General features: G+C 63.0%; 13 protein-coding genes. 4 read left to right on the forward strand and 9 right to left on the reverse strand.

All coding sequences use genetic code 11. The annotated features are described in order from the left end of the window. Positions 1 to 430: 430 nt before the first annotated feature. The 9 genes from H620_RS0113425 to exaC all read right to left on the reverse strand — a co-directional run bounded on the left by H620_RS0113425 (position 431) and on the right by exaC (position 9,743). Positions 431 to 1,129, reverse strand: a complete 699-nt coding sequence (locus tag H620_RS0113425) for a LexA family transcriptional regulator (protein ID WP_027907493.1) — start codon at positions 1,127 to 1,129, stop codon at positions 431 to 433. Between the two features lie 184 nt (positions 1,130 to 1,313). Then, positions 1,314 to 1,841, reverse strand: a complete 528-nt coding sequence (ppa, locus tag H620_RS0113430) for an inorganic diphosphatase (RefSeq protein ID WP_023382553.1) — start codon at positions 1,839 to 1,841, stop codon at positions 1,314 to 1,316. A 93-nt stretch (positions 1,842 to 1,934) separates the two neighbouring features. After that, a complete protein-coding gene (locus H620_RS0113435) occupies positions 1,935 to 2,750 on the reverse strand; it encodes a M90 family metallopeptidase (protein WP_023382552.1) in 816 nt (271 codons plus the stop codon). Between the two features lie 9 nt (positions 2,751 to 2,759). Beyond that, positions 2,760 to 3,407 carry a DedA family protein gene (locus tag H620_RS0113440; RefSeq protein ID WP_023382551.1) on the reverse strand — a complete coding sequence of 216 codons (648 nt, stop codon included), beginning with the start codon at positions 3,405 to 3,407 and terminating at the stop codon, positions 2,760 to 2,762. 305 nt (positions 3,408 to 3,712) lie between these two features. Next, the gene (locus H620_RS0113445; RefSeq protein WP_023382550.1) at positions 3,713 to 4,171 is read right to left on the reverse strand and encodes a GNAT family N-acetyltransferase; all 459 of its coding nucleotides are present in this window, start codon (positions 4,169 to 4,171) and stop codon (positions 3,713 to 3,715) included. Between the two features lie 107 nt (positions 4,172 to 4,278). Next, positions 4,279 to 5,097: an ethanolamine ammonia-lyase subunit EutC gene (gene eutC / locus H620_RS0113450; protein ID WP_023382549.1), complete on the reverse strand. Its 819-nt coding sequence runs from the start codon at positions 5,095 to 5,097 to the stop codon at positions 4,279 to 4,281. Between the two features lie 8 nt (positions 5,098 to 5,105). Next, entirely contained in the window at positions 5,106 to 6,500 is a 1,395-nt protein-coding gene (locus H620_RS0113455; protein ID WP_023382548.1) for an ethanolamine ammonia-lyase subunit EutB, read from the reverse strand. Positions 6,501 to 6,549: 49 nt separating this feature from the next. Continuing rightward, on the reverse strand, positions 6,550 to 7,998 hold the full coding sequence (gene eat, locus H620_RS0113460) for an ethanolamine permease (protein WP_023382547.1): 1,449 nt from the start codon (positions 7,996 to 7,998) through the stop codon (positions 6,550 to 6,552). 224 nt (positions 7,999 to 8,222) lie between these two features. Then, positions 8,223 to 9,743 (reverse strand): acetaldehyde dehydrogenase ExaC, encoded by a 1,521-nt coding sequence (gene exaC, locus H620_RS0113465; protein ID WP_023382546.1) that lies wholly within the window; start codon positions 9,741 to 9,743, stop codon positions 8,223 to 8,225. A 268-nt stretch (positions 9,744 to 10,011) separates the two neighbouring features. On the opposite strand from exaC, the gene H620_RS0113470 reads away from it, so the two are divergent. The 4 genes from H620_RS0113470 to H620_RS0113485 all read left to right on the forward strand — a co-directional run bounded on the left by H620_RS0113470 (position 10,012) and on the right by H620_RS0113485 (position 14,275). Further along, complete coding sequence (locus H620_RS0113470; RefSeq protein ID WP_023382545.1) at positions 10,012 to 11,949, forward strand: sigma-54-dependent Fis family transcriptional regulator; 1,938 nt, start codon at positions 10,012 to 10,014, stop codon at positions 11,947 to 11,949. 66 nt (positions 11,950 to 12,015) lie between these two features. Beyond that, on the forward strand, positions 12,016 to 13,365 hold the full coding sequence (mpl, locus tag H620_RS0113475; protein WP_023382544.1) for a UDP-N-acetylmuramate:L-alanyl-gamma-D-glutamyl-meso-diaminopimelate ligase: 1,350 nt from the start codon (positions 12,016 to 12,018) through the stop codon (positions 13,363 to 13,365). Beyond that, on the forward strand, positions 13,362 to 13,991 hold the full coding sequence (gene ubiX / locus H620_RS0113480; RefSeq protein WP_023382543.1) for a flavin prenyltransferase UbiX: 630 nt from the start codon (positions 13,362 to 13,364) through the stop codon (positions 13,989 to 13,991). The genes mpl and ubiX overlap by 4 nt, the downstream gene beginning before the upstream one ends. Beyond that, positions 13,988 to 14,275 (forward strand): YceK/YidQ family lipoprotein, encoded by a 288-nt coding sequence (locus H620_RS0113485; RefSeq protein ID WP_023382542.1) that lies wholly within the window; start codon positions 13,988 to 13,990, stop codon positions 14,273 to 14,275. Before ubiX ends, H620_RS0113485 begins: the two co-directional genes overlap by 4 nt. Positions 14,276 to 14,286: the final 11 nt, after the last annotated feature.

Raw genomic sequence — 14,286 nt, forward strand, 5'->3', positions numbered from 1 at the left:
GAGCGTTGCGAACATCAGGCCTGCCGGCCTCTCGAGCCCGGCAGTTAAGGCAGGAAGCGGAGCAGTTCTTGTCGAACTGTCCTTGTACGATTTGATTTAGAGGTGTGGGATGTTTAATGAATTAACTTTTGAAGAGGGCGAATTTGATCTGCGTAAACCTTATCTAGGCGGTGACTAGGATGGGAGGAGATTATTTTGGGCAATTAAAAAGCCGGCTTGTGGCCGGCTTCTCGGGGACGGTCTTGGCTAATTTTTGGTAAGCCGCAATCGCCTTAATCGTGTTGGCACTCGGCCAGAATAGAGATGGCAGACGGCTGTGTGAGACGTCGCCAAGCCCTCTGGATCGCGGTTTGCACCGGTCGGGGCTGATGTGGCGCGTAGCATACTAGGGCTGGCGCTGGATGCCCAGCGAAAAATGGCACAGGTTGTTTCATTCGGCGCGCTTCTGGCGAAAATGTGACCAGTGGAATACCCAGCCTAGAATTTTCAGGTCCTGGCTTCTTAGCTGCGCGGGGGTGTAGCGTTCGACCGCGTGATTTCGACGGTCGTGGCTGTGCAGGCACAGGGTCCCCGATTGGCCCAGGCTCAGGCAGTTCACCCTGAGCGTGCCGTTATGCAGCAAGGCATAGGTTTCGCCTTCGATCACGTCGGTCAGGCTAAGGTCGATGGCCAACAGGGCGTTTCCTGGGATCAGCGGCGCCATGTTAGTGGCCGGCATGATCATGCAGACGGTCTGGCTGGCGGCGACGCCGAGTTTCTGCAGCGCTTGCGCAGGGAGGCGCAGGTATTTGCCTTTGATGGGTACCAGCTTGCCTTCGTGCAGTTCGTGCAAGGGTACTGGCAGCAGCCGCCCATCCATCGTCGACACGGCAACCAACCCTTCGCCAGCCTCTGGTTGTCTGGGCTGACGCAAGATGGACGTCGGGTGCTTGGGGCCATCGCCTGTGTGTAGCCAGCGTCGGTTTACGCAGAACAGCTCGGCCAGTTCGTCTAGTCGGGCCAGTGGGACGCCGCGCTTGAACCAGTTGTTGACGTGCTGGGCCGACACATGACGCAAGGCGGCAAGGTCGGAAGGGGTCAGACCGCATTCCCTGAGCAGGGCCCTTAAGCGTTCACCGGATGTATTCATGACAGCGAGTGTAACGACCGAGTGCCAGCGGGGAAATGAACCTGATGTTGATGCGAACTACGGCAAGCTGCCTGAGTTGTGGGAAATGGATTAGGACTAAGTAGGATTACTTACAGCCAACCTTCGAGGTTTGAATTTCGCTTACAAAAAACCCCGCCGAAGCGGGGTTTTTTTCCAATCGGTATCAGCCCTTGTAGGCTGCAACCGATTTGGTGATCTCGGCGCGGGCGGCGTCGGCGCCTGCCCAGCCCTTGACCTTGACCCACTTGCCTTTCTCGAGGTCTTTGTAGTTCTCGAAGAAGTGCTTGATTTGCTCCAGCAGCAGGGCTGGCAGGTCGGTGTATTCCTTCACGTCGACGTACAGCTGGCTCAGCTTGTCGTGTGGTACGGCCAGGACTTTGGCATCGCCACCGCTTTCGTCGTCCATGTGCAGGACGCCAACCGGACGGGCGCGGATGACCGAGCCTGGGGCAACCGGGTAGGGGGTAACGACCAGCACGTCCAGCGGATCACCGTCGTCAGCCAGGGTGTTGGGGATGTAGCCGTAGTTGGCTGGGTAGAACATCGGGGTGGCCATGAAGCGGTCAACGAACAGGGTGTCGCTGTCCTTGTCGATCTCGTATTTGATCGGCGCGTGGTTGGCCGGGATCTCGATGGCGACGTAGATGTCGTTCGGCAGGTCTTTGCCAGCCGGGATCTTGCTGTAGCTCATTGGGCTATGCCCCCGTGTTTGATCAAAAAAGTGGCGGCGATTATAGGCACATTCTGCCCGGGCATGCCACGCCTGGCCTGATGTGCGGCCGCATCAGGCGTGGCTTTCGCGGTAGTCCGGATGCTCCGCCAACAGCCGGGTCAGGCGGGCCAGCGGGTCCTGCCGGTAGAACAGCGACAGTTGATGGTACACCTGTGGATAACTGCCCTGCAGCAGGTCGGGAGCGCTGAAGAAGTATTCGCTGCTGACGGCAAAGAACTCCGCCGGGTTCTCGGCGGCATAAGGGTCGATGGCGGTCTCTGCGTCGGGGTCGGCATCCAGTTGCCGGTTGAGGTCGTCGTAGGCCGCTTGCATGGCGCTGGCCCAATGCTCTACGTGCATGCCGCTGTGCAGCGGCGGCAGGCCGTTGGCATCGCCGTTGAGCATGTCGAGCTTGTGTGCCAGCTCGTGGATGACCAGGTTGTAGGCCTCCCAGCCACCGCTGGCCAGCACGCCGGGCCACGCCATGATCACCGGGCCCTGCTGCCAGGCCTCACCGCTGTGCTCGGCATCCCAGACGTGCTCGACACCGCTGCTGTCACGGTGGCGCTGGGGGCTTTTGAAATCGTCGGGGTAGAGGATGATTTCGTGAAAACCCTGGTACCAGTTCAGGTCACCCAGGTGCATCAGCGGCAGTTGTGCCTGGGCGGCGAGGAACAGGCGCTGTTCGTCACTGAGTTCGACGCCGGGCAGGGTGGTGAGGTGTTTGTCGTGCAGGAAGAGGATGCAGGCCTCGCGCAGCCAGCGGTCCTCTTCATCACTGATGCCATCGAGCATCGGCAGATGGTCGCGGACCACCTGCCACTGCTGTGCGGTGACCGGGAAGCGCGCCAGGGTGCGCTTGCGCCGCCAGGCGCTCAACGACCACATGGGCTGTGGTCAGTGGGCCTTGGCCGCGCGGCCCAGGCGGCTGCGCAGCAAGCCGAGGATCATCGGCACTAGCGACAGGAAGATGATGGCCACCACCATCAGCGACAGGTGCTGCTTGATGAACGGCACGTTGCCGAAGAAGAAGCCCAAGGTCACCAGGCCTCCGACCCAAAGTACCGAGCCCGCGACGCTGAAGGCCAAAAAGCGCGGGTAGTGCATGTGGGCTATGCCGGCCACGAAGGGCGCGAAGGTGCGCAGGATCGGCAGGAAGCGCGCCAGGGTCACGGTCTTGCCGCCATGGCGTTCGTAGAACTCGTGGGTGCGCTGCAGGTAGTCACGACGGAATATCTTCGACTCGGGGTTGTTGAACAGCCGTTCGCCCGCGGTTCGCCCGATGATGTAGTTGGTGCTGTCGCCCATGATTGCCGCCGCCATCAGCAGGCCTGCCAGGAGCACCGGGTCCATGCCACCGCCCGCGGCAACGGCCCCTGCGATGAACAGCAGCGAGTCGCCCGGCAGGAACGGCATCACCACCAGGCCGGTCTCGCAGAAAATCACGGTGAACAGGATGGCGTAGATCCAGGGACCGTAATTGGTGACCAGCAGATCGAGGTACGCATCGAGATGCAGGATGAGGTCCAGCGGGTTGAAATCCATGTACAGCACCTGTGTTCTTGACCCGCTACGACGGGCACGCGATGACGGACAATGCCAAGGGCGTGGGCTTGTTTACCGCGCAATGGGTAAAAATTCACACATGACAGAGGGAGGCATTATACGGCGAAGTAGGAATCGTGCCCGGAGAGATTGTAGCGGGGGGTTACCAACGGGCGGCGGCGGACCAGCCGATTCAGCTGAGCCTGTGGGAGCGGTTATATCCGCCGTGCAGGCAATCTAGGCCAATCGCCGTACCGCCCCTCCCACAGGCGTCGTGCCAGCTTTTCAGAGGTTGGCGACTGGCTTCAATCCAACTGGATCGGCAGCACGTAGCTCTCGAACTCGGTGTCCTTGCGAAAGCCGATCGACTCGTACGTCTTGCGTGCCACTTCGTTGTTGGCGCTGGTGGATACCCGCATGCGCACGGCATTGGTGTCCTTGGCCATTTTCTTGGCTTCACGTATCAGGTGGTCGGCCACCAGCATGCGTCGGGAGTCCTCGGCCACGTAGATGTCGTTGAGAATCCAGACGCGCTTGAGCGACAGCGACGAAAAACTTGGGTAGAGCTGGCAGAAGCCCAGCAGCCTGTGGTCGTCGTCATCCGGTAGCGCCAGGTAGATCACTGACTCGTCGCGTTTCAGGCGTTTTTCCAGGAAGCTGCGTGAACTGTCCGGGTAGGGCAGTTGCCCATAGAACTCACGGTATTTGACGAACAGCGGGGTCAGCAGGTCGAGGTGTTCCAGCGTTGCCTTGATGATGCGCATGTGCAGCCCTCAGAGTCCATTTGGGGAAACAGCGGATTGCCAGTGGCTCTGATGGCATCCTGCCCAATGCGGGCTTCGAGCGCAATCCGCCTTCCGTGACATGTTTTTTACCCTTTTCCCAGCAGGAAGTTACCTTTTGGGCTGGGGGCATGCTCACTGTCGAGGCTATGGACCTCGGCTTCGTCCTTCAGATTCACTCCGGACAATTGCCGGCGACAGGCTTCGCGCATCAGGTATAGCAGACGGTGAGCGGCCATGCCGTAGCTCAGCCCTTCCAGGCGCACGTTGGAGATGCAGTTGCGGTAGGCGTCGGTTAGACCGACCTTTGGCGCGTAGGTGAAGTACAGCCCAAGGCTGTCAGGGGAACTGAGCCCTGGTCGTTCGCCGATCAGCATGACGGTCATGCGGGCACCCAGCAGCTCGCCCACTTCGTCGGCCACCGCAACCCGCCCTTGCTGGACCAGCACTACCGGGGCGCTGGTCCAGCCGTCGGCGGCCGCCTGCTCTTCGAATCGGGTCAAGAAGGGCAGGGTATGGCGGTGCACGGCCAGGGCCGAGAGCCCATCGGCCACCACGATGGCAAGGTCGACGCCACCCGGGTTGGCTTGAGCATGCTGGCGCAGCAAGGCTGCCGAGTCTTCGTTCAGGCGCCGACCGAGGTCGGGCCGTTGCAGGTACTGGTGACGGTCGCTGGCCGCGCTGTGCAGCACCAGGCTCTCGCGACCACGGTCGCTGAGCTGAGTGCTCAGGCCTTCATGGTCGAAGGGCAGGTGTACCGCGTCGCGGGCCTGGGCATGGGCAAACTGGAAATCCAACTGGGCGCCGGTCGGCAGACTGGTGCCGGCGCGGCCTAGGGCGATGCGTGCCGGGGTCAGGTTGCGCAGGGCCAGCCAGGGGTTGTCAGGGGTAGGCGTGCGATGGTCCATGGTCATCCCTATGCAAGCTGTGCCAAAGCCTGGCGGAAAGCCGGCGGCAGGTTGTCACCGAAATGCACCCGGCCGTCGGCCTGGGTGAAGATGCCGGTACGCTCGAGCCAGGCCTCGAATTCGGGGCCGGGTCTGAGGCCCAGGGTCTGGCGCGCATACAGCGCGTCGTGGAACGAGGTGGTCTGGTAATTGAGCATGATGTCGTCGGAGCCGGGGATACCCATGATGAAGTTGATCCCGGCTACACCCAGCAGGGTCAGCAGGGTGTCCATGTCGTCCTGGTCGGCTTCGGCGTGGTTGGTGTAGCAGATGTCGCAGCCCATGGGCACGCCGAGCAGCTTGCCGCAGAAATGGTCCTCGAGGCCGGCGCGGATGATCTGCTTGCCGTTGTACAGGTACTCCGGGCCGATGAAACCGACCACCGTGTTCACCAGAAATGGCTTGAAGTGCCTGGCCACGGCGTAGGCGCGGGTTTCGCAGGTTTGCTGGTCGACACCGTGGTGGGCATTGGCCGACAGCGCGCTGCCCTGGCCGGTTTCGAAGTACATGAGGTTTTGCCCGAGGGTGCCGCGCTTGAGCGAAAGACCCGCTTCGTAGCCTTCCTGCAGGACGTTTAGGTTGATGCCAAAGCCTGCGTTGGCTGCCTCGGTGCCGGCAATCGACTGGAACACCAGGTCCAGCGGCACGCCACGGTTGATCGCTTCGATCGAGGTGGTGACGTGGGTCAGCACGCAGGCCTGGGTGGGGATGTCGTAGCGCTGGATGATGGCGTCGAGCATTTCCAGCAGGGCGCAGATCGACGCGATGCTGTCGGTGGCCGGGTTGATGCCGATCATGGCGTCGCCATTGCCGTACAGCAAACCGTCGAGGATGCTGGCGGCGATCCCCGCGGGTTCGTCGGTGGGGTGGTTGGGCTGCAGGCGGGTGGACAGGCGACCGCGCAGGCCCATGGTGCCGCGAAAACGAGTGACCACGCGAATTTTCTGAGCCACCAGCACCAGGTCCTGCACCCGCATGATCTTCGACACCGCCGCGGCCATTTCCGGCGTCAGGCCCGGGGCCAGGGCACGCAGGCTGTCTTCGTTGGCCTGGTCGCTGAGCAGCCAGTCGCGCAGGCCGCCCACGGTCAGGTGGCTGACCGCTGCGAACGCCTCGGCGTCATGGGTATCGACGATCAGGCGGGTGACTTCGTCTTCTTCGTAGGGAATCAGCGCTTCGTTGAGAAAGTGAGTGAGCGGGATATTGGCCAGGGTCATTTGCGCGGCGACCCGTTCACCGTCGTTGCTGGCGGCGACGCCGGCCAGGTAATCACCCGAACGCGCCGGGCTGGCCTTGGCCATGACCTCTTTGAGGCTGTCGAAGCGGTAGACCAGATGGCCCACGGTGTGTACGAAACTTGCCATACAGATTCTCCAGAGCGCCGCGGGCGTGGCCCGCGACGGGTGTCGGCGATCAGTGCAGGGCCTCTTCAGCCTTCTGAATCGCGGCGAATTCCTCTTCCGGTGTGCCCGCTACCAGATGGTGGCGGCTGTAGAAAGCAAAGTAGGCAATTAATACTCCATAGATCACCGCGGCGCCAATCACCACCCGCGGGTCGACCAGGAAACCGGCGACCACTGCGATGCAGGCCAGTACCAGGGCCACGCTGGAGGTGAAGATGCCGCCGGGGGTGCGGTAGGGGCGCTCCATCTTCGGCCGGCGGATGCGCAAGGTGATATGCGCGGCCATCATCAGTACGTAGGACAGGGTGGCGCCAAACACTGCCACCAGGATCAGCAGGTCGCCTTGGCCGGTCAGCGACAGTGCGAAACCGATGATACCGGGGATGACCAGCGCCAAGACCGGTGCCTTGCTCTTGTTGGTTTCCGAGAGTTTGCGCGGCAGATAGCCGGCGCGGGACAGGGCGAAGATCTGCCGGGAGTACGCGTAGATGATTGAGAAGAAACTGGCGATCAGGCCAGCCAGGCCCACGAGGTTGACGAAGCTGCCCATCCAGGTGGACCCGCCATAGGCTTTGGCCAAGGCCTCGACCAGCGGGTTGCCGGATGCCTTGAGGGCCTCGGAGCCCGCGCCACCTGGGCCAACCACGAGAATCAGCAGGGCGAATGCCAGCAGTACCAGCATGGCACCGATCAGGCCGCGCGGCAGGTCGCGACGCGGGTTCTTGGTTTCTTCAGCGGCCAGCGGCACGCCCTCGACAGCCAGGAAGAACCAGATGGCGTAGGGAATGGCCGCCCACACACCGACATAGCCGAATGGAAGGAAGCTGCTGGCGCCCACCGCGTCGGTTTTGGCGATGTCGAACAGGTTGGCTGCATCAAAATGGGGCAACATGCCCACCAAGAAGACAGCCAGGGCGATGGCGGCGATCGCGGTGATGATGAACATCAGCTTCAGTGCCTCGCCGACCCCGAAGATGTGGATGCCGATGAACACGATGTAGAACGCCAGGTAGATCATCCAGCCGCCGATGCCGAACAGCGACTGGCAGTAGGCGCCGATGAACACGGCGATGGCGGCCGGGGCGATGGCGTATTCGATCAGGATGGCCGTCCCGGTCAGGAAACCGCCCCAAGGCCCGAAGGCGCTGCGGGCAAAGCCATAGCCGCCGCCTGCGGTGGGGATCATCGAGGACAGCTCTGCCAGGGAAAAGCACATGCACAGGTACATGGTGGCCATCAGCAGGGTGGCCAGGAACATGCCGCCCCAGCCACCTTGGGCCAGGCCGAAGTTCCAGCCGGCGTAGTCGCCGGAAATTACATAGGCAACGCCTAGGCCTACCAGCAGGACCCAGCCGGCGGCGCCTTTTTTCAGTTCACGTTGCTGGAAATAATCCGAGCCGACTTTTTCGAAGTCGACGGAAGAGCCTGCCGGCGTGCCGGCGGAATGATCGCTTGGCATGGTTTCACCTGTTTTTTTTCTTGGTGGCCAGAAGGGTTCCGGCCCTTGGTGATAGAGGTTGCAGGAAGCGAGCCAGAGCGGATGGTGCACGGATGCCGCCCTGGCTTTGACGCCGCAGGTCTGGCCCCCTCGCGGGTGAGCCCGCTTCCACGGTGACCGCACTGGAAGTGAAACCTGTGCGGTCCCTGTGGGAGCGGGTCTACCCGCGAAGAAGGCAACGCGGTCTAGAAGAAGCCCAGCGGGTTGATGTCGTAGCTCACCAGCAGGTTCTTGGTCTGCTGGTAGTGGTCGAGCATCATCTTGTGGGTTTCACGACCGACGCCGGACTTCTTGTAGCCACCGAACGCGGCATGCGCCGGGTACAGGTGGTAGCAGTTGGTCCACACGCGGCCTGCCTTGATGCCACGGCCCATGCGGTAGGCGCGGTTGATGTCGCGGGTCCACACGCCAGCACCGAGGCCGAACTCGGTGTCGTTGGCGATGGCCAGGGCCTCGGCTTCGTCCTTGAAGGTGGTGACGCTGACGACCGGGCCGAAGATTTCCTCCTGGAACACGCGCATCTTGTTGGTGCCCTTAAGCAGGGTCGGCTGGATGTAGTACCCGGTGGCCAGGGTCCCCTCGAGTTTCTCCACCTTGCCGCCGGTGAGCAGCTCGGCGCCTTCTTCCTGGGCGATGTCCAGGTACGAGAGAATTTTCTCGAATTGCTGCTGCGAGGCCTGGGCGCCGACCATGGTGTCGGTGTCCAGCGGGTCGCCGCGCTTGATCTGCAGCACCTTCTTCATCACCACTTCCATGAACTGCGAGTAGATCGACTCTTGCACCAGCGCCCGCGACGGGCAGGTGCAGACCTCGCCCTGGTTGAAGAACGCCAGCACCATGCCTTCGGCGGCCTTGTCGATGAAGCTCGGCTCGGCCTGCATGATGTCTTCGAAGTACACGTTCGGCGACTTGCCGCCCAGCTCGACGGTGGACGGGATGATGTTCTCGGCAGCGCACTTGAGGATGTGCGAGCCCACCGGGGTGGAGCCGGTGAAGGCGATCTTGGCGATGCGTTTGCTGGTGGCCAGGGCCTCACCGGCCTCGCGACCATAGCCTTGCACCACGTTTAGCACGCCTTTGGGCAGCAGGTCGCCAATCAGCTCGAGCAGCACGGTGATGCCCAGCGGGGTCTGCTCGGCGGGCTTGAGCACCACGCAGTTGCCAGCGGCCAAGGCCGGCGCGAGTTTCCAGGCCGCCATCAACAGCGGGAAGTTCCACGGGATGATCTGCCCGACCACGCCCAGCGGCTCGTGGATGTGATAGGCCACGGTGTTTTCGTTGATCTCGGCGGCGCCGCCTTCCTGGGCGCGGATGCAACCGGCGAAGTAGCGGAAGTGATCGACGGCCAGCGGAATGTCGGCGTTGAGGGTTTCACGGATCGGCTTGCCGTTGTCCCAGGTTTCAGTGATGGCCAGCACTTCGAGGTTTTGCTCGATGCGGTCGGCGATCTTCAGCAGGACGTTCGAGCGGTCCTGCACCGAGGTGCGGCCCCAGGCATCGGCAGCGGCGTGGGCTGCGTCCAGGGCTTTCTCGATGTCTTCGGCAGTGGAGCGAGGGAATTCGGCGATCGGCTGACCGTTCACCGGAGAGGTGTTGGTGAAGTACTCACCCTTGACCGGAGGAACGAACTCACCACCGATGTAGTTTCCGTAGCGGCTCTTGAAGGAAATCTTCGCGCCTTCGGTACCGGGATGTGCGTAACGCATGGTGTGTCTCCTGGCTATTGTGTTTGTTAGGGAGCTGGTAAAGCGTAGAGCAAAGGTTGGGCCAGTGCTTTGCACCCCTTGTAAATCAATGAGTTGGGACAGTTTTACCGGCGCGCCAGGCGTGTGCTGTGCCAGCGTTGGCACGGGGTGGGTGACACTTTGTACCGTTTGCGACACGCTGTGTGACTGGGCAGTCCCGGTGCCATTGCAATGGAAGGTCAGGTGGAGGATGCTGACGGGAATCTCTATCTGCGGAGAACAACAACAAATGCAGAGCAACCCGTTCAGCAGCCATGCCCAGCAAGTGCATACCGTCGCCCGCGGCGAGGCGGGCGGCGCCGGCAGCGATCCCTCCATCGCCCGTTCCTGGCTGCGTTGCCTGGAGGACTATCACCTCGATCCGGCGCTGATCGAAGCCCCTGTGGTGCTTGAGCATGGGCGTCTGCTGGAGAGCCGTGAGCGCCTGCGCCAGGTGCTCAAGATCGCCGATAGCGAAATGAACAGCCTGCATCAGCAACTCTCCGGTGCCGGCCACGCGGTGCTGTTGACCGACGCTCGCGGGGTCATCCTCAATTGTGTCACTGCTCCTACCGAGCGCCGCAGTTTCGAGCGCGCCGGCCTGTGGCTGGGCGCCGACTGGAGCGAAGCCCGTGAGGGCACCAATGGCATCGGCACGTGTCTGGTCGAGCGCCAGGCGTTGACCATCCACCAGAACGAGCACTTCCGTGGCCGCCACACCGGGCTGACATGCTCGGCGAGCCCGGTCTTCGACCCCCATGGCGAGTTGCTGGCGGTGCTCGATGTGTCGTCGGCGCGGCCTGACGTCTCGCGCCAGAGCCAGTTCCACACCATGGCGCTGGTCAACCTGTCGGCCAAGATGATCGAAAGCTGTTACTTCCTGCGCCATTTCGAGCAGCAGTGGCTGCTGCGCTTTCACTTGCAGGCCGAGTCGGTGGGGCTGTTCAGCGAAGGGTTGCTGGCCTTCGATGGCGAAGGGCGCATCTGCGCGGCCAACCAGAGCGCACTGAACCTGTTGGGCACCGTTCGTGGCGGGTTGCTGGGCAAGCCGATGGAGCAGTTCTTCGCCTGCAGTCATGACGACTTGTTCAGCCGGGCCCAGCCCCAGGGCAGCACCGCCTGGCCGCTGCATACCCGTGATGGCCGCCTGGTGTTTGCCAGCCTGCGCGGTCGGGCGCGGGCGCCGGCGTGGTCGGTGCCGGTGAGCTTGCCTCAGGCTCCCACTGTGGCAGAGCCGGGCATTTGCTTGCTCGACCCGGCGCTGCAGCATGAGTTTCGCAGGTCGGTGCGGGTGTTCGAGCGTGATGTACCCTTGCTGCTGCGCGGTGAGACCGGCTGTGGCAAAGAGGCCTTCGCCCAGGCCGTGCACCAGGCGAGCCAACGCCGTGGCAAGCCGTTCGTGGCGGTCAACTGCGCCTCGATCCCAGAGAGCCTGATCGAGAGCGAGTTGTTCGGCTATCGCGGTGGGAGTTTCACTGGGGCGCGCAAGGAAGGCATGCGCGGCAAGCTGCTTCAGGCCGATGGCGGCACCTTGTTGCTGGACGAAATCGGAGACATGCCGTTCGCCCTGCAAACCCGCTTGCTGCGCGTGTTGGAAGAGCGCCAGGTGGTGCCCATCGGCGGTGAGCCCCAGGCAGTGGATGTACGCATCATCAGCGCCACCCACCGAGACCTGCTCGAGCGGGTTGAGCAGGGCTGTTTCCGCGAAGACCTTTACTACCGCCTCAACGGCCTTGAAGTAGCGCTGCCGGCGGTGCGCGCGCGAAGCGACAAAGAGCAGTTGCTGGAGTTCCTGTTACGCCAGGAGTCGCAGGGGCAGGTCGTGCAATTGGCCCCCGAGGCGCGTCAGGCATTATTGGGCTTCGCCTGGCCGGGGAACGTGCGGCAGCTGCGCAATGTGCTGCGCACTCTGGTGGCGCTGTGTGACGACGGCCGCATCGAATACCTCGATCTCCCTGCCATCGTACGCGAAGGCGCCACCCTCGATCGCGACGTTGACGACACCGCCGCTGAGGGCGGAGGCGTGCTGGCGATGGGCGCGCCGCTGCAAAGTGCCGAACGCGACACGCTGCTGGCCACATTAGAGGCAAAACACTGGCACATGACCCATGTCGCCGAGCATCTGGGGATCAGCCGCAATACCTTGTATCGAAAACTGCGTAAACACGGCATCGCCAGGGTCGTCTGAGCGAAACAGCGGGTGCGATTTCCTGCGCCCTGGGCTACCCTGCCTCGAAGTTTTGCGAGGTCGACCATGCATATTCACATTCTCGGTATTTGCGGCACATTCATGGGCTCGCTGGCGGTGCTGGCCAAAGAGCTCGGCCACCGCGTCACCGGCTCGGACGCCAACGTCTATCCGCCGATGAGCACCCAGCTCCAGGCCCAGGGCATCGAACTGACCCAGGGCTACGACCCGGCTCAGCTCGACCCGGCGCCGGATCTGGTAGTCATCGGTAACGCCATGTCGCGCGGCAACCCGGCCGTGGAGTACGTGCTGAACAAAGGCCTGCCATATGTGTCCGGCCCGCAGTGGCTGGCCGACCATGTCTTGCAGGGGCGTTGGGTCCTGGCCGTGGCGGGTACCCACGGCAAGACCACCACCAGCAGCATGCTGGCCTGGGTGCTGGAGCATGCGGGCATGAGCCCGGGCTTTTTGATCGGCGGGGTGCCGCAGAACTTCTCGGTGTCCGCACGCCTGGGCGACACCCCGTTCTTCGTGGTCGAGGCTGACGAGTACGACAGCGCCTTCTTCGACAAGCGCTCCAAGTTCGTCCACTACCACCCACGCACTGCGATTCTGAACAACCTTGAGTTCGATCACGCGGATATCTTCCCTGATCTGGCGTCCATCGAGCGGCAATTCCACCATCTTGTGCGCACTATCCCCAGCGAGGGCCTGGTCATTCATCCCACCACCGAGCCGGCACTCGAGCGGGTGATCGGCATGGGGTGCTGGACCCCGGTGCAAACCACCGGCGAAGGTGGCCAATGGCAAGCCAAGCTGCTCAGCGCCGATGGTTCGCGCTTCGAAGTGCTGTTCGAAGGTCAGGCGCAGGGCGTGGTGGACTGGGCGCTGACCGGCCAGCACAACGTCGCCAACGCGCTGGCGACCCTGGCCGCCGCTCGCCATGTGGGCGTGGTACCGGCCATGGGGATCGAGGGCCTGAGTGCCTTCAAGAGCGTCAAGCGGCGCATGGAAAAGGTCGCCGAAGTGCAGGGCGTGACCCTCTACGACGACTTCGCCCACCACCCGACGGCCATTGCTACCACCCTTGATGGCCTGCGCAAGCGGGTAGGCGAGGCGCCGATCATCGCCGTGATTGAGCCTCGCTCCAATTCCATGAAACTCGGCGCCCACCGCGAGGGTTTGCCCGGCAGTGTGACGGATGCCGACCAAGTGATCTGGTATGCGCCGCCTAACCTGGGCTGGGACCTGGCGGCCACTGCTGCGCAGTGCAAGGTGCCGGCGATCGTGGCGGACAGCCTCGAGGCGATCATCGAGCGGGTCAAGGGCCAGGCGCGTCCGGGCACCCATGTGGTGATCATGAGCAACGGCGGCTTTGGCGGCCTGCACGGCAAACTGGCCGAGGCCTTGAAGTGAGCGGGCCGGAACGCATCACACTGGCCATGACCGGTGCCTCGGGGGCGCAGTATGGCCTGCGCCTGCTCGACTGCCTGGTGCGCGAGGACCGTGAGGTGCACTTCCTGATTTCCAAGGCAGCGCAACTGGTCATGTCCACCGAAACCGACGTGGTGTTGCCGGCCAAGCCCCAGGCCATGCAGGCGTTTCTGACCGAGTACACTGGCGCAGCCGATGGGCAGATCCGTGTGTATGGCAAGGAGGACTGGATGTCGCCAGTCGCCTCCGGTTCGGGAGCCCCGGCGGCAATGGTGGTGGTGCCGTGTTCCACCGGCACGTTGTCGGCGATCGCTACAGGTGCTTGCAACAACCTGATCGAGCGGGCTGCGGATGTCACCCTCAAGGAGCGTCGCCAGTTGATTCTTGTGCCGAGGGAGGCGCCGCTCTCGACCATCCACCTGGAAAACATGCTCAAGCTGTCGCAGATGGGGGCGGTGATCTTGCCGGCGGCGCCGGGGTTCTATCATCAGCCGCAGACCCTCGACGACCTGGTCGACTTCGTGGTGGCGCGCATCCTCAACCTGCTCAATATTCCGCAGGACATGCTACCGCGCTGGGGCGAGCACCACTTCGGGGTCGATGATTGAAGCCGGCGCTGGTCGGGCTGCTCGCCACGCTGTTGCTCGGCGGTTGTGCGACGGTGCGTACGCTGGATGCCAACAAACCGGGCGCACCGCTGGTATATGCCGGCACGCGTCTGGACGTGTACGTGATCAACGGCGGGTGCTGCCCGAAGGACCGCTTCGGCGCCGAGGCGCCGGCGTATCCTGGGCTGGACCTGCCGGGTAGCCTGTTGCTCGATACCCTGTTGCTGCCGTTGTCCCTGCTGACGGCGGCGGGGGTTGGGTTTCAGGCCACCGGCGGCCTTTGATGGCCCGAAGC

Origin of the sequence: Pseudomonas taiwanensis DSM 21245 (genome assembly GCF_000425785.1) — a bacterium.
GTDB classification, from domain to species: domain Bacteria; phylum Pseudomonadota; class Gammaproteobacteria; order Pseudomonadales; family Pseudomonadaceae; genus Aquipseudomonas; species Aquipseudomonas taiwanensis.

Bases quoted from the DNA above. Each gene is read 5' to 3' on its own strand.
- exaC (WP_023382546.1), bottom strand. From the start codon at position 9,743: ATGCGTTACGCACATCCCGGTACCGAAGGCGCGAAGATTTCCTTCAAG.
- H620_RS0113440 (WP_023382551.1), bottom strand. From the start codon at position 3,407: ATGGATTTCAACCCGCTGGACCTCATCCTGCATCTCGATGCGTACCTC.
- H620_RS0113455 (WP_023382548.1), bottom strand. From the start codon at position 6,500: ATGGCAAGTTTCGTACACACCGTGGGCCATCTGGTCTACCGCTTCGAC.
- H620_RS0113425 (WP_027907493.1), bottom strand. From the start codon at position 1,129: ATGAATACATCCGGTGAACGCTTAAGGGCCCTGCTCAGGGAATGCGGT.
- ppa (WP_023382553.1), bottom strand. From the start codon at position 1,841: ATGAGCTACAGCAAGATCCCGGCTGGCAAAGACCTGCCGAACGACATC.
- mpl (WP_023382544.1), top strand. From the start codon at position 12,016: ATGCATATTCACATTCTCGGTATTTGCGGCACATTCATGGGCTCGCTG.
- H620_RS0113470 (WP_023382545.1), top strand. From the start codon at position 10,012: ATGCAGAGCAACCCGTTCAGCAGCCATGCCCAGCAAGTGCATACCGTC.
- H620_RS0113435 (WP_023382552.1), bottom strand. From the start codon at position 2,750: ATGTGGTCGTTGAGCGCCTGGCGGCGCAAGCGCACCCTGGCGCGCTTC.
- eutC (WP_023382549.1), bottom strand. From the start codon at position 5,097: ATGGACCATCGCACGCCTACCCCTGACAACCCCTGGCTGGCCCTGCGC.
- H620_RS0113445 (WP_023382550.1), bottom strand. From the start codon at position 4,171: ATGCGCATCATCAAGGCAACGCTGGAACACCTCGACCTGCTGACCCCG.
- eat (WP_023382547.1), bottom strand. From the start codon at position 7,998: ATGCCAAGCGATCATTCCGCCGGCACGCCGGCAGGCTCTTCCGTCGAC.